The organism is Acinetobacter sp. CAU_H_60 (genome assembly GCF_058599385.1).
Window position 1 is genome coordinate 2211342 of record NZ_CM178653.1, and the last position, 23199, is coordinate 2234540.

Sequence of the window (23199 nt, forward strand, 5' to 3'; positions counted from 1 at the left end):
CCTCAAGTCTTTTTTTGTGTTAAAAATATTTTTAGCTAGATCATATTAATCCACAGGTGGATTCGTGAGCCTCTTTCAAAACATCGTGATTATCTTATTACTCATCGCGGGGGCCGGTTTTTTATCATTAACAGAAATCGCGCTTGCAGGTGCCCGTAAGGTCAAATTAAAAATTTTGGCTGAATCGGGAGATATTCGCGCTCAAAAAGTTTTAGATTTACAAGAAAACTCTGCTGACTTTTTTGCAGCGTCCCAAATCGGCTTAAACGCCGTTGCCATTTTAGGCGGTATTTTAGGTGAAGGCGCCTTCCGCCCTTATATCATCAATTTACTTTCCAGATTTTATCAAGGTCCCTGGACTGAAACGATTGCATTCAGCCTGTCCTTCACCGCAGTTACTTCATTATTTATTCTGTTTGCGGACTTGATGCCGAAACGTCTGGCCATGATCGCTCCAGAAAAAATTTCTGTCTCGGTGATTAATCCGATTCAGGTATTTATCAAAATCTGTAAACCATTGGCCTGGTTCATCAATGCCATTGCGAACCTGTTATTCCGCTTATTTAAAGTAAATACCATCCGAGACGACAATATTACCTTTGCGGATATTTCAGCGGTAATGGATGCGGGTGCTCAGGCAGGTGTATTACAGAAACAGGAACATCACTTTATTGAGAACGTATTTGAGCTTGAAGAACGTAATGTTCCTTCCAGTATGACCACTCGTGAAAATGTGGTGTTCTTTACCTTGAAAGAATCTGAAGCCAGTATTCGCCAGAAACTGGCTGAATTTCCTTATTCCAAGTTCTTGGTTTGTAATGAAAATATCGACGATGTAATTGGCTATGTCGACTCCAAGGATATTCTGGTTCGTATTCTGAATAATCAGTCTTTACTTCAGTTGAATGAAAATACCATCCGTACGGTTCTGACCATTCCAGATACGCTAACCTTATCTGAACTGCTTGATCGTTTTCGTTCGACCAAGGAAAAGTTTGCAGTCGTTATTAATGAATATGCCTTGGTCGTGGGTGTGATTACCCTTTCCGACATCATGATTACCGTAATGGGCGACTGGGTTACTCCCCTGGAAGAAGACCAGCAGATCATTAAGCGTGACAGCAATTCATGGCTGATTGATGGCAGTACGCCCATTGAAGACATCAAACATGCACTGGAAATTGATGAAATGCCAGATGAAGAGAATTATGAAACTCTAGCTGGTTTTATGATGTTCAAGCTGCGTAAGATTCCACGTCCTGCAGATATTGTGCTACATGCGGGTTACAAGTTTGAAGTTGTCGATGTTGATCATTTCAAGATTGACCAGTTACTGGTTACACGTATGCTGGAAGTGAAAAAGCCACCGACAGAAGAATCAGAATAATCTGGTTCTTCTTCAATTTTTTTAAAATTCCAAAAACAATAATAATGAGACTTTTATGAATATTGCTGCGCTACTCGCCTGTCTGAGTTTTTATTCGGCCTTATATTTATTCTATTTTTTCTTTATACAAGATCAACAGCCTGTATTTCTGATTATAGCAATTGTGCTCATTTTCCTTTCAATCTGGCTGACTCCCTATCCTTATGAGCGGCGCCGGCAAGGATTTGATTCGACTTTAAGAATAGGCGAATATTTTTATTATCCGCTCATTACCTGGTGGCGGCTGTTTATACTTCCTGTGCGCTGGCTGCTTTCCCTATTTTATTCTCATTAAAAAAGCACCCGAAGGTGCTTCTTTACATTCAATTCAGTTTAGATTTTTGATAAAAGCGCTTCAAGGACTGCCTGATAATGGATCTGGATATCTTCCTGCAAAATTTTGTAGGCATTATCAAATTGCACCATTGGCCAGCCTTCTTTCCAGAATGGGAAAATATTATGTAAGTCATGAGTCACAACAGCATCTTCACGTAGAATCGCCTGTGCAATCTGTGCCAGTACAAAGGCAGTTTCCGCACCATCAATTGCCAGGTAATCAATACCACGCGCCTTTAAAATACGGATACGGTCTTTCTTATAGCGGATTTTTTTGATTTGGGCTTCATTTAGATTCAGGGCCAGAGAAACTGCTTCAACAAATTTTTCTTCAAATGACTGATTCAATACAACCAGCGCCTGTTTATGCGCTTCCTGACGACCCGCTTTACCACCCTGACGAATGACTTCTTTTGCTTCCGTATCTAGCTCATCATTCTTCATGGTTTGAAGGATGTCTAAAATTTCGATGTCGCTTAGCGTCGCAGGAGATTGATCAGTCATAAACTGTCCCTAAAAAATAAATATGCAATGGACTATTTTCGCATAAATCCTCACTAAAAAATTAAAATCTTTAGCTTCAACTCTAATAATTGCAAAATCCGGATCATCTCTGTCATTCTGGCGTAAATTGGCTATAGTAGGCGGCAAGTTTCTTATTTACTTTTTATTATGCAAACCAAACAGATTGATCTTTTATTGCAGCAACTTAAACTGCTTTATCCCGCTGCGTTTAAAAGAAATTATCTGTTTTATGGTCAGATCAAAACCAAGGGTATTTTAAGTGATCTCAAGGAACTGATTCCCTGGGTGCTGGCTGCCATGATCTTTGTACCGATTAGCCTGGTTCTCAAAGATGTTTATTCCTCTAAGCTATCAACTGCCCCAGACTTTCAGGCGCAAGCTTATGCAATTCTGACTATTCTGTTATTTCTGATGCTGGTGGTTCCACTAGTGATCAAGCAGATCCGGCACTCTTCTCATTCCCTCTATCAGTTTTTAAGACATACACCGATTAAACTCACTGTAGTCATTGTGCTGGAAGCGCTGAATCTGGTTTTTCTACAAAGCAGTACGACCATGTGGATTCTATTCTTTTTCGGGATCAGTTTTGGTTTTGTACGGTTCTATAAAGAAAATATGTTCCGCCCTGCTACCAATAGCACTGAACAATATCAACTGCAGCAGTTACGTCGCATCTGTTTCTGGGCTTATCAACAAACCTGGAAACTACGTCTGAAATTATTTTTTCATTCCAAGCCGACCTCCCCAAATGAAGTATTGAAAAATCAGCTTCAGCACTATGCGGATTTGCATACCCGCTTGTTTAAACTGGAACATGAGCAGTGCAAGAAGATCAAATACATCGATATCGATACTTATCTGGATGAGCATCTGTAAAAGTTTTATGAATCACGACCTAAAATACAAAATTACATGACTTCTCACGTTTATCATCCAGCACTATGGTTTTAATTTTTAAATTTAAGCTACTGAATTGTTTGAAAATAAAGCAAACGTATTGAAATTTACTTGCCAAGCTTTATTTCGTCCTCTATTATTGCGCACATGCCCGAGTGGTGAAATCGGTAGACACAGGGGATTTAAAATCCCCCGCCCACAAAGCGTGCCAGTTCGAGTCTGGCCTCGGGCACCATTTTAATTCTGATTAGAATGGTGCAATGAAAAATCTCCAGCATTCAGCTGGTTTTTTTTATGCGTGATTATCACCAATAGAATGTGCCCTCCCCATGTCTGCATCCCGTTCTTTTGATCTAGCCAGATTGCAATTACGCCATCCTGATGCATTCTTTTGCAGCCTCAGCTATGGCCGTTATAAATATTTGAACCAGACCACTGATCTATATCTGTATTTACGTATCGGTATTCTGATCATGATCACAGGTTTTTGCTGCCTGTGCTTTTCTCTGCCGTTTTATCCTGACTTTGTCACTTCAAAATATCAGGCGCTCAGTGCTGGTACCATTGTCATGATCGGCATGCTCTATCCTTATATCTGGCGCGCCCAGTTTCAGGCGAAATACAGTTCTGTTCGCTATGCCAAGCGTTTGCAACTCTGCCTGTATATGCAAACCCTGATTGCGATTCTGTCATTTATAAATTATCAGTATTTTCACTCAGTATTTATTACCTTGCCTTGCTTGGCCCTGCTTGCTTTCAGTAGCCTCGTACCGGTTTTAGTCGAGCCTTGCTTTAGAGTTTCGACTCGCAGCATCCTTTTGGTACGTCTGCAGAAAATCCGTCAACTGGCTTACTGGTCTTATCAGCAGTCGCAAAGCAAAGAGCCGGAACCGGTACCTTATCAAAAAGATTTAAAACAGTATTATCTGGATTTGCATCATAGCTGCATGCTGGAAGAGCAGAAATTACTGGATGAAATTCATTATAAAAATATAAAAGACGTATTTTCAGATCATTAAAAAAAGCCCTGTTTAACAGGGCTTTTTTTACCATTCGCGGTTAACGACCAGTTCTTCCATTTCAATATCAAACAGACCCTGTTCTTGCACGACCATCATCATGGCCTCGGCAATATAATCTGCGGCAGTATCATCCAGAGAAGAGTCCAGATCTTCAAACTGTGGCTTCATGGCATTGATGTCTGCCACAGTTTCATGGGCCAGCTGGTACACGTCCTGATCAGATAAACCGGATTTAGATACTTTTGAAGCAAAGCGTTCGATGTGTTGCTTGATTTCTGCAACCAGAATATCGGGATAATATTCATCATCGAACATGGGGAGAAGTAAATCTGCAAACATTACAGGCACTCTAAAAGATGACAATCTAACTTAAGCGTGCCTTATAGCACATTGCTGTTTAAAAGCCAAACAGCTTGTGCCCCTATATGTCTTTCAGCCCAAATCTAGGCATTTTGCATAGCTTTCCAGATTTTTATGGCATCTGCTGTTGCCTTGACATCATGCGCACGAACCATACAGGCACCTTGCTGAATGCTCAGCAAATGCGCCGCAGCCGAACCTACTGCACGTGCTTGTGGTACTGCACCATCTAGTGCAGCACCAATAAAACGTTTGCGGGATAAGGCAGATAGAATTGGATAGCCCATTTCAGTCAGTTTATAAAATTCCTGAAGCAACTTGAGATTTTGCTGGGCATTTTTTGCAAAACCAAAACCAGGATCAATCATGATATGTTCAGCTTTAACACCGACATCTAGAGCATCTTGAACCCGTTGTGACAGTTCCCGAATCACATCCTGAGTCACATCATCATACTGATCCAGATTATTCATGGTAGTCGGCTCACCACGCATATGCATGATGATCACCGGAATATCCAGTTCTGCTGCCGTCTCTAACGCTTGTGGACGAGTGAGCGCGCGCACATCATTCCAGATATGTGCACCAGCCTTAACGGCTGCTTTAATCACTTCTGGCTGTGAGGTATCAATCGAAATGATCACATCATATTTAGATAGTTCTTCCACAACTGGAACCACACGACGGATTTCTTCTTCAACGTCCACGACTGATGCACCCGGTCGTGTAGATTCACCCCCGATATCAATCACGGTGGCACCATCAGCAATCATTTCCAGGGCTTTTGCTAATGCCTGATCTTTCTGATTATGTAGTCCCCCATCGCTAAAGGAATCCGGAGTCACATTTAAAATTCCCATCACATGCGGCTGAGACAAATCCAGTTTTAAATGACCGAAAGTCCAGATCTGTGGTCGTAGTGGCTTCAGCTGCATGGTTCAATCCTAGTTCACAATAACCCCGGTATTGTCTTATGGAAAGATCAATAAAGCAAAGCTCAATCTATTCAATAGCTAGATTTCAAAATAGTTCTTATTGGAATATTGCACTAGCTTGGATTGCAGTAACGCTTTTACATCAACCCATTCACTTTTTAAAATACTATAGATGTAACTATCTCTGAGTGTCACGCCATCTTTACGCAGCATATGACATCTAATGATGCCATCCTGTTTGGCACCTAGGCCTTCAATAGCTTTCTGACTTTTGAGATTCAAATGATCAGTCCGAAAGCCTACCACTTGAGCATTCAGTTCTTCAAATGCATGCTGCAACAAAAGATATTTACAGACCCGGTTTACATAGGTCCGTTGATAAGGTTTGGCATACCAGGTAAAGCCAATTTCAACGCGTGGAATTTCCGGCTTGATATCATGATAACTGGTGGTGCCAATGGCTCGGCCCGAATTCAGATCAATCACGGCAAAGGCCATTCTTTCACCTTTGGACTGCTGTTCAAAAGTTTGGGTAAAGTAGTGTTTAAGTTTATGTAGGTAAGGCACCGAGTTATATAAAACTTCCCCTAAGTCCCCTTCGGCACATGCAGTTTCTAAATCTGCAAAATGTTCCCAGCTCAGTGGCTCCAAACGTAGCTGATAAATACTGGATTCCAGCACAGGTAAATTCATTCTTATTTTTACTCATTGATTTTTATGAATTGACTATAGCATTCAACTAGATATGACAAAATAATAGTCATAAAAAAACCACCCGAAGGTGGTTTTAATTTTTAACTTAGTTCGCTGGTAATGGCGGAGGAGTCATTGGACCATCAGTCGGTGTTACATCAATCACTGGATTGTCTGAAACATAAACTTTAGGTGGTTTTGGCTCACGACCTTCCATAATGTCACGAATCTGTTCACGATCAATTGTTTCCCACTCAAGCAGCGCTTTTACCATGGCATGGGCAATATCTTTGTTATTTTCAAGGATATCGCGTGCAACCTTGTATTGCTCATCGATGATGCGACGAACTTCCGCATCTACCTGTTGTTGGGTGGCCTCAGAAATCGTACGGGTACCAATGCTGCCCATAAATGACTGTTGAGAGTCATCTTCATAGACCATGACGCCTAACTTGTCCGACATACCATATTTGGTCACCATCGCACGTGCCATTTTAGTTGCACGTTCAAAGTCATTCGAAGCACCAGTTGACATCTGGTTAATGAAGACTTCCTCTGCGATACGACCACCGAACAGGATTGAAAGTTCATTCAACATCTTGTCTTTATAATGGCTAGTCTGGTCAAACTCAGGCAACTGCCAGGTTACACCTAATGCCCAGCCACGCGGCATGATAGTGACTTTATGCACAGGATCTGTACCTGGAAGCATTTCTGCCACAATCGCATGACCTGCTTCATGATAAGCCGTAGCACGACGTTCTTCTTCACGAAGTACCATCGATTTACGTTCAGGTCCCATGTACAGTTTATCTTTCGCATCTTCAAAGTCATGCATGTCGACTGTGTTCTTGTTACGGCGTGCAGCAAATAATGCCGCTTCGTTTACAAGGTTGGCCAACTGTGCACCTGAGAAGCCTGGTGTACCACGAGCAAGCACTTTGACATCTACACCAGTAGTAGAAGGAAGTTTCTTCAAGTGTACATTCAGGATTTGCTCACGACCTTTAATATCTGGCAAACCTACCATCACCTGACGGTCGAAACGGCCTGGACGAAGTAAAGCTTTATCCAGTACATCAGCACGGTTAGTTGCAGCGATGACAATAATGCCTTCATTGCCTTCAAAACCGTCCATCTCTACCAGCATCTGGTTCAGAGTCTGTTCACGTTCATCATGACCGCCACCTGTACCTGAACCACGATGACGACCGACTGCATCAATCTCATCAATGAAGATGATACATGGTGCATGTCGTTTTGCCTGTTCGAACATGTCACGTACACGAGATGCACCGACACCCACAAACATTTCAACGAAGTCAGAACCTGAGATACTAAAGAATGGAACTTTCGCTTCACCCGCAATGGCTTTAGCTAATAGAGTTTTACCTGTACCTGGAGGACCTACCATCAGGACGCCCTTAGGAATAGTCGCACCCAGACGTTTGAATTTTGCAGGATCTTTCAGGAAGTCAACGATTTCGACTACTTCCTGTTTGGCTTCATCACAGCCGGCAACATCAGTAAATGTTACTTTGATCTGGTCTTCAGATAGCATTTTCGCTTTAGATTTACCAAAGCTCATTGGGCCATTCTTGCCGCCTGCACCGCCACCCATGTTGCGCATAAAGAACATGAATAACAAAATGATTAGAAGCACAGGGAAACTTGCAATCAGCAATTGCATGAGCAAGCCTTGACGTTGAGGCGCTTCACCTTCAACGACCACATTATTTTTAATCAGGCTTGGCATCAGTTCTGGGTCTTGAACTGCCGGGCGAATGCTTTCAAACTCTGAACCGTTTGATTTTTCACCGCGAATTCTTTCGCCATCAATTGTAACTTGTTTAATTTGGCCAGCATTGACCGCGGCAACAAACTCCGAATAGTTCATTGTAGTCGGTTGATTGCGGTCACTGACGTTGCTGAAGATTAACACCAGCACACCCAGTATCACGAGCCACAATACGGCATTCTTAAAAAGATCGCTCAAAGCTTTATTTCCCATTCCAATCTAATTTGATCATGCCCTCGAAGGGTGACCTTAATCAATAAGCTGCAAATCAATTTGCAATAATGTAAAAACCTACAAAATGCACAATTTTTAACGTGTTGGCAAGTAAACTTTATTTCAAAGCCTTCTTGCGTCCCTGTCCGACCAAAAACACTTCTTTCGAACGGGCACGTGATGCAGCAGGTTTAATCGTCTTCAATACATCAAAACTGTTAACGACTTCTTTACGAAATTCATCAAAACCTGAACCCTGGAATACTTTCACTACAAACTGTCCTTTTGGACCGAGTACCTTGTTGGCAAAATCCAGAGCAAGTTCACATAAATAAATCTGACGTGGTTGATCTACAGCTCTATTACCTGATGTATTGGGGGCCATATCTGAAATTACAACGTCTACTGTGCGTCCGTTTAAAATATTTAACAATTTATCGAATACTTCTTGTTCACGGAAATCGCCCTGCAAGAAAGTCACATCAGGTAGCGCATCCATTTCCAAGATGTCTGATGCAATCACCAGACCTTTATCACCGACCAGTTTTCCGGCAATCTGGGACCAGCTTCCTGGGGCAGCACCCAAGTCCACTACAGTCATGCCGGGTTTGATAATGCCGTATTTTTCCTGAATTTCTAGCAACTTGTACGCAGCACGGGCACGATAACCTTCTTTTTGTGCTTTTTTCACATAAAAGTCATCAAGATGCTCTCTCATCCACGCACGACTACTTTTAGATAACTTTTGGTTGGTAATGCGTGTTGCCATAACTCTCTAAATAAAAAAAACTTCTAATGATTCATTGTACGGGAAAAACACATTTTTTGCAGTATACATGTGTATCTAAATCTGAGTATTCCGGTGTAATTTGCGATTATTTACAAGTGATTATTTCCTGAGAATTTACAGCGTTTGTTTTTCGCTTTTGCTATACTAAGCCGTTTTAAAAATCAGGTTATCTCTCATGGCGTCTTTATCTATTCAGGAACGTAAGCGTTTACGTCAAATTGGACATGCATTAAACCCGGTTGTAATGCTTGGTGACAAAGGCTTAACTGAATCTGTAGTTGAAGAGCTAAATCGTGCCCTTAATGATCACGAACTCATTAAAGTAAAAGTGGTGGCTGAAGACCGTGAAGCACGTGCAGCACTCATTGCTGAACTTTCAGAAACTACAGGTGCTGAAGTGGTACAAACTATTGGTAAAATTGCGCTGCTTTACAAGAAAGCTCCAAAGCAAAACCAGAAGTTATCCAATCTTGTCCGTTTTGCCCATCTTTCTAACTAAGTACAGGATTTATGGCCAGTTACGAACTCAGCGCATTTGATCGCCGTTTTCAGGCAATCTCATTGGTCGGTGCCATCGAACAGCAAAATCCATGCAGCTTGAATGTCGGATTTTGGTTGCGTGATCCCAACCAGTACGTGCTGTGGCCAGAAATGGTTACTGCACATCCCCGTCGTGATTTTTTGTGGGAACAGACCTGCTTTGAAATCTTTATCGGGGTTCAGGGTGAAGATTATTATCGCGAAATCAATCTTTCCCCTTCTCAGGCCTGGCAAGCCTATCAGTTTGAGGAATATCGCTATCCGGAAGATATGCCGCCACCTGCTGCATACGATATCGAACTGAATCAGCTTAAACGCACCCATTATGGTCTTAATGTCAGTCTGGATCTGACCGAGTTTATGGTTGAGCATAAACTTAAATGGGCAGACCTGTTTATTGGTCTGACAGCAGTATTAAAAACCTCACAAGGTGATCAATACTTTGCAATGCAGCACAGCAGTCCAGAAGCAGACTTCCACAATAAACGGGATTGGCTGCATGTCTTTTAATGCAGATTAAAAGCATTTACTGGATAAAAAAGATATTAAAAAACGTGAGCATTAAAGTCTCACGTTTTTTTATGGGCTTTTCCGGCTCATCCGTTCAAAGCTCACTATTATAGGTTTAAAAAATATTTGCCTTTATTTTCATTACGTGGATTCAGGTCAATATTAAATTGATACAACTAGCCTGCTCTCTATACTTAGGGCTGGCTACTTTAATAATAATTTAAACGATATTTAAGCTGATAGACTAAGAGTTCGTTTTTATTGTTTTCGACATTTTAGTGATGTAAGCGGTAATTGTCCTGCACTGATTTTACCGCGGCATAAAAAATTACAGTTAACGTGAAGATGATCAGGATAATCGTTCCAAAAGTTAGTCCAAAGAATCCCAGGCATAACATCATCACACCCAGATAAAGTGCACGCATCAACCAACTTTCCAGATTAAGCATCATAATCAGCGTCAGTAAACCAAGTACACCTGCAAAATAATGCTGCTGCATCGTGACCCCCTTTCATTATTATTGTGAGTCCGTTTGCCTCAAAAAGACAAAGGAGAACATTTCCAGTTCTCCTTTCATGCAATTTTAGTCAGCGTATTCCCTTAACTCTTCAGCTCAGGGCTTTTTTCTGAACTTTCAGCTTTTACCATGGGTTTGACCTTTTTCAGGACTTCAATGGTGCTGTCTTTTGAGCGCTTGAATGTACCAGTCAGATGCTCTTTATGTTTGGTCGAGATCTGACTGACATCTTCTTTCAGTTCCTTACCCATATTGGATAAGTCTTCAATCACTGCGGTAAATTCGGTTTTGATAAAGCTGGTTAATTCAGTCAGTTCTTTTTGCGAACCAAATAACTGCTCTTTCAGAGTATCGATCCGTTGTAACAGATCCTGTTTTAACTGGCGTAACTGTTCCTGAACAGTATCACCTAGCTGTTTCGCTTCAACTTCAAGTTTCTCTTTGCTTTCTTCGATGGTTTCCACCACCTGTTCTTTGGCTTCAGCTGCTACTTTTTCAAGCTGTTCAGTCGTTTCTGAAACCACGGTATTGATCTTTTTCTTGGATTGGGAAGATTTCGCTGCTGTAGTCATGTGTCTTATTCCTATAGTTATATTACGACTCATCCATATTAGTAGTTTTGATAAAAATTAAGATTTGATTTGTTAGACAATTCTTAATTGCTTACATTTTTTTACGTTGTTCGTAAAACAGACTTTCAAGCAAAAAGCAAGCCATTTATCTCATACTTTTGCTGTAAAGCTATTGGACTTGGAGGGTGGTTCTGCGTATAATGCCGTGTTAAGTTCAAGCGAGCAGACATAGGAGGGTAGGTTTAAAAATTAACCTTCCTTTTTTTTCGTCTACTCGCTTTTTTACAGCCTAAATTTCAGGAGCTTTGGTTTGAGCACCCCAGCAATTTTAGCCCTTGCCGACGGAACTATCTTTAAAGGTACTTCAATTGGCGCATCGGGTTGTACGACTGGTGAAGTCGTTTTCAACACTGCCATGACTGGCTATCAAGAAATTTTGACTGATCCTAGTTATGCACAGCAGCTTGTAACGCTGACTTACCCACATATCGGTAACACAGGTTGCAACGAAGAAGACGCTGAATCAGGTCGTATTCATAAAGTATGGGCAAACGGTTTAATTATCCGTGACCTTCCTTTACTACATAGTAACTTCCGTGCGAATCAATCACTCGGTGATTATTTAAAACAGCACAATGTAGTTGCCATTGCTGACATCGACACGCGACGATTAACTCGAATTTTGCGTGATAAAGGTGCACAAAACGGTTGTATCCTTGCGGGTGAAAACATCACTGAAGAAGAAGCAGTCGAAAAAGCACGTGCATTCGGTGGTTTAAGTGGTTTAGACCTTGCGAAAGAATGCTGTGATCCGACCGGTTTCGAATGGACTGAAGGCTCATGGGCACTTGGCAAAGGCTTTACTCAACCTGAACTTAAATTCCATGTGGTTGCATACGACTACGGTGTCAAAACCAACATCTTGCGTATGCTCGCAGACCGCGGCTGTAAATTGACTGTGGTGCCTGCACAAACTCCTGCTGAAAAAGTACTTGCGTTAAATCCAGATGGCGTATTCCTGTCAAATGGTCCTGGCGATCCAGCTGCATGTGACTACGCAATTGAAGCTGTAAAAACAATTGTTGAAACAACTGAAATTCCAGTATTTGGTATCTGCTTAGGTCACCAGATTCTTGCTCTTGCATCGGGTGCTAAAACGGTAAAAATGCCGCACGGTCACCATGGCGCTAACCATCCTGTACAGAACATCGAAACTGGTACAGTGATGATTACTTCTCAAAACCACGGCTTCGCAGTGGATGAAAGCACCTTACCTGCGGTATTGCGTGTGACTCATCGCTCACTGTTTGATGGTACGAACCAAGGTATCCATCGTACAGACAAACCTGCGTTCAGCTTCCAGGGTCACCCTGAAGCAAGCCCTGGTCCACATGACTGCGCACCATTGTTCGATCATTTCATCGAACTTATCGAAGCATCTAAGAAGTAATTAAGGAAGCATCATGGCTAAACGTACTGACATTAAAAGCATCTTGATCATTGGTGCTGGTCCGATCGTCATCGGTCAAGCATGTGAGTTTGACTACTCAGGTGCTCAAGCATGTAAAGCGCTTCGTGAAGAAGGCTACCGCGTTATTCTGGTGAACTCTAACCCAGCGACCATTATGACCGACCCTGCAATGGCAGATGCGACGTATATCGAGCCGATTACCTGGCAGACTGTTGCAGCAATCATTGAAAAAGAACGTCCAGATGCTGTGCTTCCAACGATGGGTGGCCAGACTGCACTGAACTGTGCCCTTGCACTGGATGCCAACGGTATTCTTGAAAAATACAACGTTGAACTGATCGGCGCGACCAAAGAAGCGATCGAAAAAGCAGAAGACCGTAAACTGTTTGACGAAGCAATGCGTAAAATTGGTCTGGAATGTCCAAAAGCTGCTATTGCTGAATCTATGGAAGAAGCACTTGAGATTCAAGCGCGCTTCGGTTTCCCTGTGATTATCCGTCCATCATTTACCATGGGTGGTTCAGGCGGTGGTATTGCTTACAACCGTGAAGAATTCCTGGAAATCTGTGAACGCGGTTTCGACCTCTCTCCTACTCACCAATTATTGATCGATGAATCATTGATTGGCTGGAAAGAGTACGAGATGGAAGTTGTTCGTGACAAAAACGACAACTGTATCATTGTATGTGCGATCGAAAACTTTGACCCAATGGGCGTGCATACTGGTGACTCGATCACTGTCGCTCCTGCACAGACATTGACTGATAAAGAATACCAGTTGATGCGTAATGCATCTTTAGCGGTTCTTCGTGAAATCGGTGTTGAAACGGGTGGTTCTAACGTTCAGTTCGGTATTAACCCGAAAGATGGCCGTATGGTGATCATCGAGATGAACCCGCGTGTATCGCGTTCATCTGCACTGGCATCTAAAGCGACTGGTTTCCCGATTGCAAAAATCGCAGCGAAACTGGCTGTTGGTTATACCCTTGATGAACTGAAAAACGACATCACTGGCGGTACAACTCCAGCATCGTTCGAACCGGCAATTGACTACGTTGTTACCAAGATTCCACGTTTCAACTTCGAAAAATTCCCGCAAGCGGATGCAACACTAACTACACAGATGAAATCTGTAGGTGAAGTCATGGCGATTGGCCGTAACTTCCAGGAATCTGTAAACAAAGCACTTCGCGGTCTTGAAGTTGGCGCAACTGGTTTTGATGAAAAAATCGAAGTGGGTACTGAAGGTGCGCGCGAAAAGATTCTTCAAGAACTTAAAGTTCCAGGTCCAGAGCGTATCTGGTATGTGGCTGATGCATTCCGTCACGGTTTCACTCTAGACGAAGTATTTGCGGCAACCAACATCGACCGCTGGTTCCTGATCCAGATCGAAGACATCGTTAAAACTGAAGAACAAATCAAATCTTTAGGTTTTGGTGATCTTAACGCTGACAATATCCGCTCATTTAAACGTAAAGGTTTATCTGACCACCGTATTGCCAACCTGATGGGTATTTCACAAAAACAATTCCGTAAGCACCGTTGGAACCTGGGTGTAACTCCAGTCTACAAACGTGTGGATACATGTGCAGCAGAATTCGAATCTGATACTGCTTATATGTACTCAACTTATGATGAAGAGTGTGAATCTAATCCGTCCAACCGTGACAAAATCATGGTCATTGGTGGTGGTCCTAACCGTATCGGTCAAGGTATCGAATTCGATTACTGCTGTGTACATGCTGCTTTGGCAATGCGTGATGACGGTTATGAAACCATCATGGTGAACTGTAACCCTGAAACAGTTTCAACTGACTATGACACTTCAGACCGTCTGTACTTTGAACCGATTACACTTGAAGACGTTCTTGAAATCGTACGTACTGAAAAACCTAAAGGTATTATCGTGCAGTACGGCGGTCAGACTCCGCTGAAACTGGCTCGTGCTTTGGAAGAAGCTGGTGCGCCAATTATCGGTACATCTCCAGACGCGATTGACCGTGCAGAAGACCGTGAACGTTTCCAACAAATGATTCAACGTCTGCAACTTCGTCAACCGAACAACAGCATCGTAAAATCTGCTGAAGAAGGTATGGCAGAAGCAGCTAAAGTGGGTTATCCACTTGTGGTACGTCCTTCATACGTACTCGGTGGTCGTGCGATGGAAATCGTCTATAACGACGAAGAATTAAAACGCTACTTACGTGATGCGGTTCAAGCATCTAACGAAGCGCCTGTTCTTCTTGACCACTTCTTAGATGATGCGATCGAAGTTGACGTAGACTGCGTATCTGACGGTAAAGACGTTGTGATCGGCGGTATCATGCAGCACATTGAACAAGCCGGTATTCACTCTGGTGACTCTGCATGTTCGATTCCTCCATATTCATTGTCTGAAGACGTGCAAAACGAAATGCGTCGTCAAACCATCGCTATGGCTAAAGAGCTTGGCGTTGTAGGCTTGATGAACGTTCAGTTTGCAGTGAAAGGCGATGACGTTTACATTCTGGAAGTGAACCCTCGTGCTTCTCGTACGGTTCCGTTCGTTTCTAAATGTATCGGCGAATCTTTAGCAAAAGTGGCTGCACGTTGCATGGCTGGCCAATCTCTTGAATCTCAAGGCTTTACCAAAGAGATTATCCCTGCTCACTTCTCTGTGAAAGAAGCAGTATTCCCATTCAACAAATTCCCTGGTGTTGACCCGATCCTTGGCCCTGAGATGAAATCTACAGGCGAAGTGATGGGCGTTGGTAAAACATTTGGTGAAGCGTTCTACAAAGCTGTTCTAGGCTCTAACGATCGTCTGCCAGGTCTGCCAACTGAAGGCGAAGTGAAACATGCATTCATCTCTGTACGTGATTCTGATAAACCACGTGCGGTAGGTATTGCGAAGCAGCTTGCTGACTTTGGCTTCAAGATTCTTGCGACTGGCGGCACATATGATGTGATTAAAGCTGCAGGTATTGAATGTGAACGTGTAAATAAAGTAACCGAAGGCCGTCCAAACATTGTAGACCGCTTGAAAAATGGTGAAATTCACCTCATTATCAATACCACTGAAGGTAAACAAGCTCAGCAGGATTCATTCTCGATCCGTCGCTCTGCGCTTCAAGGTAAGGTATACCATACCACTACCCTGAATGGTGCTGATGCTGTATGCCAAGCTTTAGCAATTAAATTGCCAATGGATGTATATCGTTTGCAAGATTTAACAGTAGGTTAATTCGTTACTGAGAAGTCCCGTCACCTTCTCGGTGGCGGGCTTTTTTTCATTTATAGACTTTCATTTTTATTACTGAGGGACAACTATGCAACGTTATCCTATGACTCCCGAAGGCAAACTTGCCTTAGAGAAAGAATTACACCAACTGAAAACTGTGGATCGTCCACGTATTACTGCAGCGATTGCAGAGGCACGTGAGCATGGGGATTTAAAAGAAAACGCGGAATATCATGCTGCGCGTGAGCAGCAAGGTTTCTGTGAAGGCCGTATTCAGGACATCGAAGGCAAACTGGGCGCTTGCCAGGTGATTGATGTTAAAGAACTGGAACAAAACGGTCGTGTAGTTTTTGGTGTCACTGTGACTATTGAGAATCTGGATACTGAAGAGCGCAAAACTTACAAAATCGTAGGTGATGATGAAGCAGACTTTAAGATCAACAAGATCTCTGTGAACTCTCCGATCGCGCGTGGCCTGCTGGGTAAAAACGAAGGCGACGATGTGAAAATCGTGACACCACAAGGTGAAGTTGAATACGAAATCGTAAGCGTTGAATATATCTAATTTTTAACTAGATATTTTTGGCTGTAAGACCCCTCAGATGAGGGGTTTTTTATTGATTCTAGAAATTTCTATCGGCTTTATTTTAAGAAGCCAGACGCCAATGCTTCAAATGTCTGTAAAGCCTGAGGTAAGACCTGTGCAGGTTCTTCACTAGAAGCGACCCACAGTGCTGCATTCATTGCTGCACCATTGAGCAAGACTGCTGCAGCAAGTGCATCGACTGGTTTTAATCTACTTTCAGCCAGTAACTTTTCTACACATTCACGTGTTGACTGTAGGCATTTACTTTGACTTGGCCAATGGGCGGGGTCCCCTAATACTGCCGGACCATCGCGTAGCACAATCCGTTGAAACTCAACATTCAAAGCATTTTCAATATAAGTACGCCCTTCCAACATCAATCCTTCCCATAGATCATCTGGCTGCTCCAGATGTTGCCCGGCATATTCAGCCATTTCTGAATCAATCTGATCGACCACGGCAGCAAATAAGCCTTTTTTATCTCCAAAATGATGGTATAGCGCACCCCGGGTTAGCCCTGCTTCTGCCGTGAGCTTATCCATGGAAGTGTCCGCATAACCGTATTCAGCAAATGCACGACGTGCGACTTCTATGAGTTTTTTACGGGTTTCCGCCATTTTTTGTTCACGTACAGACATATGTTGTTTCCATCAGCATTGTGAAAAATTTTAATTGACATACGCATCGTATGTCAATTATGTTTACATACGAAGCGTATGTGAAGATTTGAACTGCTTTCTAAAATACGTATAAATTAAATATTGAGCGAGGATTATCATGACTAGAACTGCAATATTTCCCCAAGATCGCCATGCTTTGTATGAACAGCATGGTTATTCTGCTGCCATCAAATCAGAAGATTTATTATTTGTTTCTGGTCAGGTTGGTAGTCGTGAAGATGGTAGTCCTGAACCTGACTTTGAGAAACAGGTAGAACAAGCCTTTGAAAACTTGGCTGCTACATTGGCAGCGGCTGGTTGTACTTTCGATGATATTGTCGATGTCACGACTTTTCATACCGATCCTGAACAGCAATTTGAAAGCATTATGAAAGTTAAAAATCAGATTTTTACGCAAAAGCCCTATCCAAATTGGACAGCTGTGGGGGTGACCTGGCTGGCGGGGTTTGATTTCGAAATCAAAGTCATTGTGCGTATTCCTCAATCCGCTCAAGCCATGTAAAACTTAACCCTGCAATCAGGTCAGTTATTGAATGGTATTGTTCTCCAGCTTGAAGATCAATTCGCTATAATAGCGTATTGATTGTTATTGAATCCTAGTTATGGCTGAAAAGTTGATTAATTCCCCTGTGAACCACTGGTGCGAGTTCGAATTCATCTCAAAAACGGTGAAGAATCCGAATATTCATATCAAGGGAAATTACAGTTATTACTCAGCCTATTGGGATCAGGGTTTTGAGCGCTGTGTGGTGCGTTATCTGCATGACAAACCAGCCACACCAGAGAAGCCGATTGACCAGCTTTATATCGGGAATTTCGTCTGTTTTGGTGCAGAATGCGTGATTATGATGGGTGGCAACCAGTTACACCGCACGGATTGGATCTCAGCCTTTCCGTTCGATACACGTAGCTTTGTGCCTGCTGGCGACACAGTCATTGGCGATGGTTGCTGGATTGGCTCACGCGCCATGATTATGCAAGGTGTAATGCTTGGCGAAGGTGCTGTCGTTGCCACAGGTGCTGTAGTAACGAAAGATGTACCACCTTATGCTGTTGTCGGTGGTGTACCAGCCAAAATTATTAAATATCGTTTTCCTGAAGAAGATATCGAAAAACTGCTTTCTCTAAAGCTCTATGACTTAGATGAAAAGCAGTTTTTAAAGATGCGTGAACAGTTGCAGACGGATGATATAGCAGCATTGATTCGCTGTTTTGAAACGCTTAAGGAGATGGAATAACAGTGACTGTCCTCTTTTGTACCCTTTTCCTATTCGTATGTGCAGGCCAATCTATTTCACTATAAATTAAGTTCCATTGATAAAAGGGTTTTCCAATATCTTCGTAAGTGATCGAAAGTAAGGTGGATTGTTCATCATGGCAGTGAGTATATTTTTTATAATCCTGTTCACTAAAACATGCTTTAATCCGTTCATAATAATAGAAAGGAATATCTTTAAGAACCTGATAAGTTTTTCCTTGAGGTAATAATTGAATGAACTGCGCGGTTTGATCGCCTCGTCCTCCACCTGAATAGCTTGCTGAAAAACTAGATACCAAAGCGACTGCATAATTATTCCGATTCAACGGATATAAAGCTGGATGGATAAATTCTGTAGCTATTTCATCTTCTTCAACTGCATGAGCTTTCTGATATTTAGCTAAATTCCAATGATCATCTATTCTATATTCACCCTGCTCTTTAGAGACCTGAACGATTCTTAACTTTTGATCAATCAGATAATAATATTTATTCGCCCCCCATCTGGACTGACCACACTATTACCTCCTCACTTTTGCAGGCTGGGTTTAACTGCTGACAGATATTTTGTATTTGTGCTTGAGAAATGTGTACAGCTTTAAAAACCAGGGATTTGACAGGTTCATTTGCATTTAGAGGGACGCTGAAAATCACCAGCCAAAAGAGCAAAATTATTTTTTTAATTTTCATAATTTATTTTTGGATTATTTTATATCGTTATTGAAACTAAAATCACTCTTCTGATCAATATAAATAACTTAGCATTCAATACACTGTTTTTATCATTTCCTAACTTCACCCCTATTTTTCAGCCATAGTATTTCCACTTCAACTCATCTATAACTTCAACAAATTAGAAACTAAAGAAAATAATCAGGACACGGCATGACCCGTACAATAAAGTATTCAGGCATTTTTATCCTAGCTCTACTTGCTGCTATTGTCGCAACACTTTGCGATGCCATTCATGTCTATACTCAAACTTTAAGCTATCCAGACTCACAATTTTTCAGTCAGGCATGGTGGGTATTTCCCGGATTCTTTATTGCCTTTTGCAGCATGGCATTCATTTATCTCTGGTTAGCTGATACCTTAAAGCATTGGATTAATTCTACCTTAAGCTGTCACCATGAAAACACCCAGACACTGGTCGAAGCGCTGACACTATTTGCCATTATTTATATCCTAAGTGGCTTTGGTAATTTTGACCCTGTGGCGCTGTGCTGGATTTTCTATATCAGCTTTTTGATTCGCTGGGGGTTCAGTTATGAGCGTTTATGGCTACTCATTGTTGCGATTACACTGGCAATTGGCGGGATGTTCTTTGAAGGACTACTGGCAGAGTTTGGATTGGTAAAATATCGTCATAGCGACATTTTCAATGTGCCGTATTGGCTCGGTGGCGTATATATGCACGGTGCATTTGCCTTGCGTGCTGGCATGTGCCGCTTTATCTATCGTTAATTCTAAAATATTCAGACGTAAAAAAACCCACTCAATCGGTGTGGGTTTTTCAGAATATGGTGGCTATGACGAGACTTGAACTTGTGACCCCCGCATTATGAGTGCGGTGCTCTAACCAACTGAGCTACATAGCCTTAAACTGTGCGCGCATTATGGGTTTTTCTGTTTAGAACGTCAAGCCCATATTGTGCTGATTGATCAAAATTTGGTGAAGTGAGCCGATAAGCCGGGTTCTGTCGAGAACGATCATTCCTCTAGGCGTACAATCACTCATACGCTCAAGCGACCTACCCGGATCCAGCATGGGCCATGCCTAAAGGATCCCTATTTGGTCTTGCTTCCGGTGGGGTTTACCATGCCATGAACTGTTACCAGTCATGCGGTGCGCTCTTACCGCACCCTTTCACCCTTACCTCCGATTCCAATTGCTCGAAACCATAATGAAGGCGGTCTACTCTCTGCTGCACTTTCCGTCGGCTCACGCCGCCCAGGCGTTACCTGGCACCTTGCCCTATGAAGCCCGGACTTTCCTCCCCTGCTTCAATCACGGAGATCTCCACAGCAGCGATCGTCTGGCTCACTTCGAGCCGCATAGTACCAAATCTGGCGACTAATTGCTTGATGTTTTTTGAGCAGTCAGTTTTTCATACTTGGCCTGAAGCTCCTCACGCGTCTCGGCATGGTTCGGATCAAGCGGAATACAGTCCACAGGACAGAATAACTGGCACTGCGGTTTGTCGTGATGTCCGACGCACTCTGTACATAAGTCCGGGTTAATTTCATAGATGACGTCACCCATGAAAATTGCCTCATTCGGACAGACAGGTTCACAGACATCACAATTGATACATTCATCGGTGATATATAAAGACACTCTACCAACCTTGTTGAAGTTTACGCTCAAAGGCTTCAACCACGTTTGGCGGAACAAACTTGGTCACATCACCTCTTAAACGAGCAATTTCACGCACCAATGTGGATGAAATAAAAGAATATTGCTCTGAAGGAGTTAAAAACACCGCTTCAAAATGAGAATCCAGTTGACGGTTCATATTGGCCAGCTGGAATTCATACTCAAAATCGGACACTGCACGTAAACCACGCAATACCGCTGTCGCATTCTGCTCGCGGAAGAAGTTCACCAGCAGGCCATCAAATCCTACAAATTCAACATTGTTCAAATGGCTTAATGACGTTTGGGCCAGTTCAACTCGTTCTTCCAGACTAAATACCGGGTTTTTGTGATGTCCGATTGCAATCGCAACTACAACTTCATCAAACATCTTTGCTGCGCGGGTCACCAAATCAATATGGCCATTGGTGATCGGATCAAAAGTTCCCGGATAAATTACACGAGTTTTAGTCATCCATTTGTACTCTGTTTATTGTGTAAGTTTCCATTTTAACAAAATCTTCATTTTTTAGTGAAGAAACTCCATCAATTTAAACACTTCAACTCAATAAAAGTTACGGTACAATAGTTACAACTTTGGAAGTGTCTGATTATGGCGAAAGCAACTGTAGTTAAAAAAAATAACGGCGGAACGATTGCTCTGAACAAACGTGCCCGTCACGATTATTTTATTGAAGAAAAATTTGAAGCTGGACTTTCCTTGCAAGGCTGGGAAGTAAAATCCCTGCGTGCCGGTCGTATGAGTATTGTGGAGAGCTATATCACCTTTAAAAATGGTGAGGCTTTCCTGTTCGGCGCACAGATTCAGCCTTTACTGAGTGCATCTACCCATGTTGTCCCTGAAGCGACGCGTACCCGTAAACTGCTACTGAAACGCCGTGAAATTGAAAAACTCATGGGCGCGATCAACCAGAAAGGTTATTCCTGTGTACCACTGGCCTGTTACTGGAAAGGCCCGCATGCCAAGCTGGAAATTGCGTTGGTAAAAGGTAAACAGTTACACGACAAACGTGCATCTGAAAAAGACCGTGACTGGCAACGTGATAAAGCGCGTATTTTTCATAAATAATACCAGCAATAAAAAAACCTCCAATTGATGGAGGTTTTTTTACGGATCAAATTAGGCTTTTAGATTCAGACGCGCCAGTGTCAAGGCAATATATTCCCCAAACCAGATCGCAGTTTGCAAATCCCCTTCCGGTGGTGTCACTTCAACAGGTGCATTGTCAGATTGGGTCATAAGGCCCAGAAAGCTCGACATGCGATTCAGATCTGTAGTGGAACGACCTGTCGGCATCAACGGTAGACCTGACCACAACATGCCATGCTGCATCGCAAACAGATTGATCTGCTGCAAAACAGCGAGTTTGTCCCCACTTAAGCCACCACCATTGGTAAAGGCTGCTGCCAGCTTGCCTTGCCAGCTACGTGCCAGCCAGCGCTTGGACGACTGCTCCATAAATAACTTCATGGCAGAAGTCAGACTACCCATATAGGTCGGACAGCCAAATACAATCGCATCGGCAGCGTCCAGCACCTCCCAATCCACCTGTTCCACATTCATCATATGCACTTGGACACCAGTTTTTTGTGCGCCTTCGGCAATGAAGTTTGCCACTTTAGCCGTGTGTCCATAAGGACTGTGATAAACAATCGCAACAGATTGGGAAGATAGGGACATAACAATCAAAAACCAAGAATTTCAATCAAGTTTAACATTTTCATGCCATAAACACGAATGTTGCCATACGTCCGGTTTTGGCTTCACGGCGATAGGAAAAGTATTCTTCCGCCTGACGATATGAACACTGATCGCCACCCAAAACAGTTTCAACACCCTGCTGTTGCAAGATGTAACGCGCAATCGCATACAGATCCGCATAGTATTTTCCGGCCTGTTCTCCTGCCTGAAATGCACTGTCCAGTTCAGTATATTTGGAACAGAAAGCTTCTCTTACTTCTGCGCCAATTTCAAAACAAGGCTGGCTGATCGCTGCACCAAGCCACGCCCAGGTAGGCTGGGTCTGCATCGCGGCAATGGTATTTTCAACGATACCGCCTGCCAGCCCACGCCAGCCAGCATGCAGATTGGCTACTTCAGTGCCTTCAGCATTACCCAGCACCACCGGCAAGCAGTCTGCTGTCATCATCATCAGGGCATGGGCCTTGCGCTGTGTGACCAGGCCATCGCCGACCAATGCCTCGAAAGGCATCTGCTCATTGATGGTATGACAAATGGTGCTATGCGTCTGTGTCATCCAGGTAATTTTGTCCACACCAAAAGGCTGGAAGTCTTTCAACAGCTGGATGCGATGCTTCTGTACACGTGCAGCATCATCATTGACATGCAAAGCCAGGTTAAAGCCCGCCAGCTCTGGCTGGGCTGATGGCTGTACCTGTTCATGATGAACACGGGTCTGACCCACATAAACGCCTTGAGGCAAACCTTGTACAAATTGCATGTCGCTTCCC

General features: G+C 42.9%; 27 protein-coding genes, 2 tRNA genes and 1 other RNA gene. 14 read left to right on the forward strand and 16 right to left on the reverse strand.

Translation table 11 applies throughout. The annotated features are described in order from the left end of the window. Positions 1–64: 64 nt before the first annotated feature. A complete protein-coding gene (gene paeA / locus AC4MBN_RS10315) occupies positions 65–1387 on the forward strand; it encodes a polyamine export protein PaeA (protein WP_004784777.1) in 1323 nt (440 codons plus the stop codon). A gap of 55 nt (positions 1388–1442) precedes the next feature. After that, positions 1443–1721, forward strand: a complete 279-nt coding sequence (locus AC4MBN_RS10320; RefSeq protein WP_419374780.1) for a hypothetical protein — start codon at positions 1443–1445, stop codon at positions 1719–1721. 38 nt (positions 1722–1759) lie between these two features. On the opposite strand, the gene AC4MBN_RS10325 is transcribed toward AC4MBN_RS10320, so the two are convergent. After that, the gene (locus tag AC4MBN_RS10325) at positions 1760–2266 is read right to left on the reverse strand and encodes a hypothetical protein (RefSeq protein WP_004784781.1); all 507 of its coding nucleotides are present in this window, start codon (positions 2264–2266) and stop codon (positions 1760–1762) included. Positions 2267–2434: 168 nt separating this feature from the next. On the opposite strand from AC4MBN_RS10325, the gene AC4MBN_RS10330 reads away from it, so the two are divergent. From AC4MBN_RS10330 to AC4MBN_RS10340, 3 genes are all read left to right on the forward strand, one after another. Continuing rightward, positions 2435–3163 (forward strand): hypothetical protein, encoded by a 729-nt coding sequence (locus AC4MBN_RS10330; RefSeq protein WP_419374779.1) that lies wholly within the window; start codon positions 2435–2437, stop codon positions 3161–3163. A gap of 170 nt (positions 3164–3333) precedes the next feature. Continuing rightward, positions 3334–3419 (forward strand) — tRNA-Leu (locus AC4MBN_RS10335). 94 nt (positions 3420–3513) lie between these two features. After that, a complete protein-coding gene (locus AC4MBN_RS10340) occupies positions 3514–4203 on the forward strand; it encodes a hypothetical protein (protein ID WP_419365757.1) in 690 nt (229 codons plus the stop codon). A 27-nt stretch (positions 4204–4230) separates the two neighbouring features. Here AC4MBN_RS10340 and AC4MBN_RS10345 read toward each other — a convergent pair whose 3' ends face one another. The 5 genes from AC4MBN_RS10345 to rlmE form a co-directional block, all read right to left on the reverse strand. Next, on the reverse strand, positions 4231–4545 hold the full coding sequence (locus tag AC4MBN_RS10345; protein ID WP_125278212.1) for a DUF5713 family protein: 315 nt from the start codon (positions 4543–4545) through the stop codon (positions 4231–4233). A 104-nt stretch (positions 4546–4649) separates the two neighbouring features. Further along, on the reverse strand, positions 4650–5501 hold the full coding sequence (gene folP, locus AC4MBN_RS10350; RefSeq protein ID WP_419365758.1) for a dihydropteroate synthase: 852 nt from the start codon (positions 5499–5501) through the stop codon (positions 4650–4652). Positions 5502–5579: 78 nt separating this feature from the next. After that, the gene (locus AC4MBN_RS10355) at positions 5580–6194 is read right to left on the reverse strand and encodes a GNAT family N-acetyltransferase (protein WP_419365759.1); all 615 of its coding nucleotides are present in this window, start codon (positions 6192–6194) and stop codon (positions 5580–5582) included. Between the two features lie 106 nt (positions 6195–6300). After that, positions 6301–8190: an ATP-dependent zinc metalloprotease FtsH gene (ftsH, locus tag AC4MBN_RS10360; protein WP_034170205.1), complete on the reverse strand. Its 1890-nt coding sequence runs from the start codon at positions 8188–8190 to the stop codon at positions 6301–6303. 133 nt (positions 8191–8323) lie between these two features. Then, positions 8324–8974: a 23S rRNA (uridine(2552)-2'-O)-methyltransferase RlmE gene (rlmE, locus tag AC4MBN_RS10365; protein WP_004784794.1), complete on the reverse strand. Its 651-nt coding sequence runs from the start codon at positions 8972–8974 to the stop codon at positions 8324–8326. A 196-nt stretch (positions 8975–9170) separates the two neighbouring features. On the opposite strand from rlmE, the gene yhbY reads away from it, so the two are divergent. After that, positions 9171–9494 (forward strand): ribosome assembly RNA-binding protein YhbY, encoded by a 324-nt coding sequence (yhbY, locus tag AC4MBN_RS10370; RefSeq protein WP_004784797.1) that lies wholly within the window; start codon positions 9171–9173, stop codon positions 9492–9494. An 11-nt stretch (positions 9495–9505) separates the two neighbouring features. Next, positions 9506–10045, forward strand: coding sequence for a DOMON-like domain-containing protein (locus tag AC4MBN_RS10375; protein ID WP_034170177.1), 540 nt, complete (start codon positions 9506–9508; stop codon positions 10043–10045). Positions 10046–10320: 275 nt separating this feature from the next. On the opposite strand, the gene AC4MBN_RS10380 is transcribed toward AC4MBN_RS10375, so the two are convergent. Both AC4MBN_RS10380 and AC4MBN_RS10385 read right to left on the reverse strand, forming a co-directional pair. Next, positions 10321–10545, reverse strand: coding sequence for a hypothetical protein (locus AC4MBN_RS10380; protein WP_125278216.1), 225 nt, complete (start codon positions 10543–10545; stop codon positions 10321–10323). Positions 10546–10646: 101 nt separating this feature from the next. Beyond that, positions 10647–11135 carry a hypothetical protein gene (locus AC4MBN_RS10385; protein WP_004784804.1) on the reverse strand — a complete coding sequence of 163 codons (489 nt, stop codon included), beginning with the start codon at positions 11133–11135 and terminating at the stop codon, positions 10647–10649. A 310-nt stretch (positions 11136–11445) separates the two neighbouring features. Here AC4MBN_RS10385 and carA point away from each other — a divergent pair, with 310 nt between their 5' ends. The 3 genes from carA (at position 11446) to greA (ending at position 16391) form a co-directional block, all read left to right on the forward strand. Beyond that, a complete protein-coding gene (gene carA / locus AC4MBN_RS10390; RefSeq protein WP_005236823.1) occupies positions 11446–12585 on the forward strand; it encodes a glutamine-hydrolyzing carbamoyl-phosphate synthase small subunit in 1140 nt (379 codons plus the stop codon). A 13-nt stretch (positions 12586–12598) separates the two neighbouring features. Beyond that, positions 12599–15829 carry a carbamoyl-phosphate synthase large subunit gene (carB, locus tag AC4MBN_RS10395; protein ID WP_159123473.1) on the forward strand — a complete coding sequence of 1077 codons (3231 nt, stop codon included), beginning with the start codon at positions 12599–12601 and terminating at the stop codon, positions 15827–15829. A gap of 85 nt (positions 15830–15914) precedes the next feature. Further along, positions 15915–16391 (forward strand): transcription elongation factor GreA, encoded by a 477-nt coding sequence (greA, locus tag AC4MBN_RS10400; protein WP_005236827.1) that lies wholly within the window; start codon positions 15915–15917, stop codon positions 16389–16391. A gap of 77 nt (positions 16392–16468) precedes the next feature. Here greA and AC4MBN_RS10405 read toward each other — a convergent pair whose 3' ends face one another. Further along, positions 16469–17050 carry a TetR/AcrR family transcriptional regulator gene (locus tag AC4MBN_RS10405; protein WP_419365761.1) on the reverse strand — a complete coding sequence of 194 codons (582 nt, stop codon included), beginning with the start codon at positions 17048–17050 and terminating at the stop codon, positions 16469–16471. 139 nt (positions 17051–17189) lie between these two features. Between AC4MBN_RS10405 and AC4MBN_RS10410 the strand changes: the two genes are divergently transcribed. Both AC4MBN_RS10410 and AC4MBN_RS10415 read left to right on the forward strand, forming a co-directional pair. Further along, positions 17190–17594 (forward strand): RidA family protein, encoded by a 405-nt coding sequence (locus AC4MBN_RS10410; protein ID WP_419365762.1) that lies wholly within the window; start codon positions 17190–17192, stop codon positions 17592–17594. A 100-nt stretch (positions 17595–17694) separates the two neighbouring features. Further along, complete coding sequence (locus AC4MBN_RS10415; RefSeq protein WP_419374778.1) at positions 17695–18330, forward strand: CatB-related O-acetyltransferase; 636 nt, start codon at positions 17695–17697, stop codon at positions 18328–18330. Here AC4MBN_RS10415 and AC4MBN_RS10420 read toward each other — a convergent pair. Continuing rightward, positions 18314–18676: a hypothetical protein gene (locus AC4MBN_RS10420; RefSeq protein WP_491880192.1), complete on the reverse strand. Its 363-nt coding sequence runs from the start codon at positions 18674–18676 to the stop codon at positions 18314–18316. The two genes, AC4MBN_RS10415 and AC4MBN_RS10420, sit on opposite strands and share 17 nt — an antisense overlap. A 559-nt stretch (positions 18677–19235) precedes the next feature. Between AC4MBN_RS10420 and AC4MBN_RS10425 the strand changes: the two genes are divergently transcribed. Further along, complete coding sequence (locus AC4MBN_RS10425; RefSeq protein WP_419365765.1) at positions 19236–19814, forward strand: hypothetical protein; 579 nt, start codon at positions 19236–19238, stop codon at positions 19812–19814. 57 nt (positions 19815–19871) lie between these two features. Here the strand turns inward: AC4MBN_RS10425 and AC4MBN_RS10430 are convergent. The 4 genes from AC4MBN_RS10430 to coaD form a co-directional block, all read right to left on the reverse strand. Then, positions 19872–19948 (reverse strand) — tRNA-Met (locus AC4MBN_RS10430). A gap of 72 nt (positions 19949–20020) precedes the next feature. Beyond that, positions 20021–20398: RNase P RNA component class A (rnpB, locus tag AC4MBN_RS10435), an RNA gene on the reverse strand. Between the two features lie 26 nt (positions 20399–20424). After that, on the reverse strand, positions 20425–20688 hold the full coding sequence (locus AC4MBN_RS10440) for a YfhL family 4Fe-4S dicluster ferredoxin (protein WP_034581081.1): 264 nt from the start codon (positions 20686–20688) through the stop codon (positions 20425–20427). Between the two features lies 1 nt (position 20689). Beyond that, a complete protein-coding gene (gene coaD / locus AC4MBN_RS10445) occupies positions 20690–21181 on the reverse strand; it encodes a pantetheine-phosphate adenylyltransferase (protein WP_004784820.1) in 492 nt (163 codons plus the stop codon). A gap of 138 nt (positions 21182–21319) precedes the next feature. On the opposite strand from coaD, the gene smpB reads away from it, so the two are divergent. Beyond that, positions 21320–21796 (forward strand): SsrA-binding protein SmpB, encoded by a 477-nt coding sequence (gene smpB / locus AC4MBN_RS10450; RefSeq protein ID WP_004784822.1) that lies wholly within the window; start codon positions 21320–21322, stop codon positions 21794–21796. A gap of 51 nt (positions 21797–21847) precedes the next feature. Here the strand turns inward: smpB and AC4MBN_RS10455 are convergent, their stop codons facing one another. Then, positions 21848–22408 (reverse strand): flavodoxin family protein, encoded by a 561-nt coding sequence (locus tag AC4MBN_RS10455; RefSeq protein ID WP_005236845.1) that lies wholly within the window; start codon positions 22406–22408, stop codon positions 21848–21850. Positions 22409–22448: 40 nt separating this feature from the next. Continuing rightward, positions 22449–23189 (reverse strand): peptidoglycan editing factor PgeF, encoded by a 741-nt coding sequence (pgeF, locus tag AC4MBN_RS10460; RefSeq protein ID WP_419374776.1) that lies wholly within the window; start codon positions 23187–23189, stop codon positions 22449–22451. Positions 23190–23199: the final 10 nt, after the last annotated feature.

Bases quoted from the DNA above. Each gene is read 5' to 3' on its own strand.
- AC4MBN_RS10410 (WP_419365762.1), top strand. From the start codon at position 17,190: ATGACTAGAACTGCAATATTTCCCCAAGATCGCCATGCTTTGTATGAA.
- AC4MBN_RS10320 (WP_419374780.1), top strand. From the start codon at position 1,443: ATGAATATTGCTGCGCTACTCGCCTGTCTGAGTTTTTATTCGGCCTTA.
- AC4MBN_RS10375 (WP_034170177.1), top strand. From the start codon at position 9,506: ATGGCCAGTTACGAACTCAGCGCATTTGATCGCCGTTTTCAGGCAATC.
- AC4MBN_RS10345 (WP_125278212.1), bottom strand. From the start codon at position 4,545: ATGTTTGCAGATTTACTTCTCCCCATGTTCGATGATGAATATTATCCC.
- AC4MBN_RS10355 (WP_419365759.1), bottom strand. From the start codon at position 6,194: ATGAATTTACCTGTGCTGGAATCCAGTATTTATCAGCTACGTTTGGAG.
- rlmE (WP_004784794.1), bottom strand. From the start codon at position 8,974: ATGGCAACACGCATTACCAACCAAAAGTTATCTAAAAGTAGTCGTGCG.
- AC4MBN_RS10380 (WP_125278216.1), bottom strand. From the start codon at position 10,545: ATGCAGCAGCATTATTTTGCAGGTGTACTTGGTTTACTGACGCTGATT.
- AC4MBN_RS10455 (WP_005236845.1), bottom strand. From the start codon at position 22,408: ATGTCCCTATCTTCCCAATCTGTTGCGATTGTTTATCACAGTCCTTAT.
- pgeF (WP_419374776.1), bottom strand. From the start codon at position 23,189: ATGCAATTTGTACAAGGTTTGCCTCAAGGCGTTTATGTGGGTCAGACC.
- smpB (WP_004784822.1), top strand. From the start codon at position 21,320: ATGGCGAAAGCAACTGTAGTTAAAAAAAATAACGGCGGAACGATTGCT.
- folP (WP_419365758.1), bottom strand. From the start codon at position 5,501: ATGCAGCTGAAGCCACTACGACCACAGATCTGGACTTTCGGTCATTTA.
- AC4MBN_RS10340 (WP_419365757.1), top strand. From the start codon at position 3,514: ATGTCTGCATCCCGTTCTTTTGATCTAGCCAGATTGCAATTACGCCAT.
- yhbY (WP_004784797.1), top strand. From the start codon at position 9,171: ATGGCGTCTTTATCTATTCAGGAACGTAAGCGTTTACGTCAAATTGGA.
- AC4MBN_RS10425 (WP_419365765.1), top strand. From the start codon at position 19,236: ATGACCCGTACAATAAAGTATTCAGGCATTTTTATCCTAGCTCTACTT.
- carB (WP_159123473.1), top strand. From the start codon at position 12,599: ATGGCTAAACGTACTGACATTAAAAGCATCTTGATCATTGGTGCTGGT.
- AC4MBN_RS10385 (WP_004784804.1), bottom strand. From the start codon at position 11,135: ATGACTACAGCAGCGAAATCTTCCCAATCCAAGAAAAAGATCAATACC.
- greA (WP_005236827.1), top strand. From the start codon at position 15,915: ATGCAACGTTATCCTATGACTCCCGAAGGCAAACTTGCCTTAGAGAAA.
- coaD (WP_004784820.1), bottom strand. From the start codon at position 21,181: ATGACTAAAACTCGTGTAATTTATCCGGGAACTTTTGATCCGATCACC.
- AC4MBN_RS10405 (WP_419365761.1), bottom strand. From the start codon at position 17,050: ATGTCTGTACGTGAACAAAAAATGGCGGAAACCCGTAAAAAACTCATA.
- AC4MBN_RS10330 (WP_419374779.1), top strand. From the start codon at position 2,435: ATGCAAACCAAACAGATTGATCTTTTATTGCAGCAACTTAAACTGCTT.
- AC4MBN_RS10415 (WP_419374778.1), top strand. From the start codon at position 17,695: ATGGCTGAAAAGTTGATTAATTCCCCTGTGAACCACTGGTGCGAGTTC.
- AC4MBN_RS10325 (WP_004784781.1), bottom strand. From the start codon at position 2,266: ATGACTGATCAATCTCCTGCGACGCTAAGCGACATCGAAATTTTAGAC.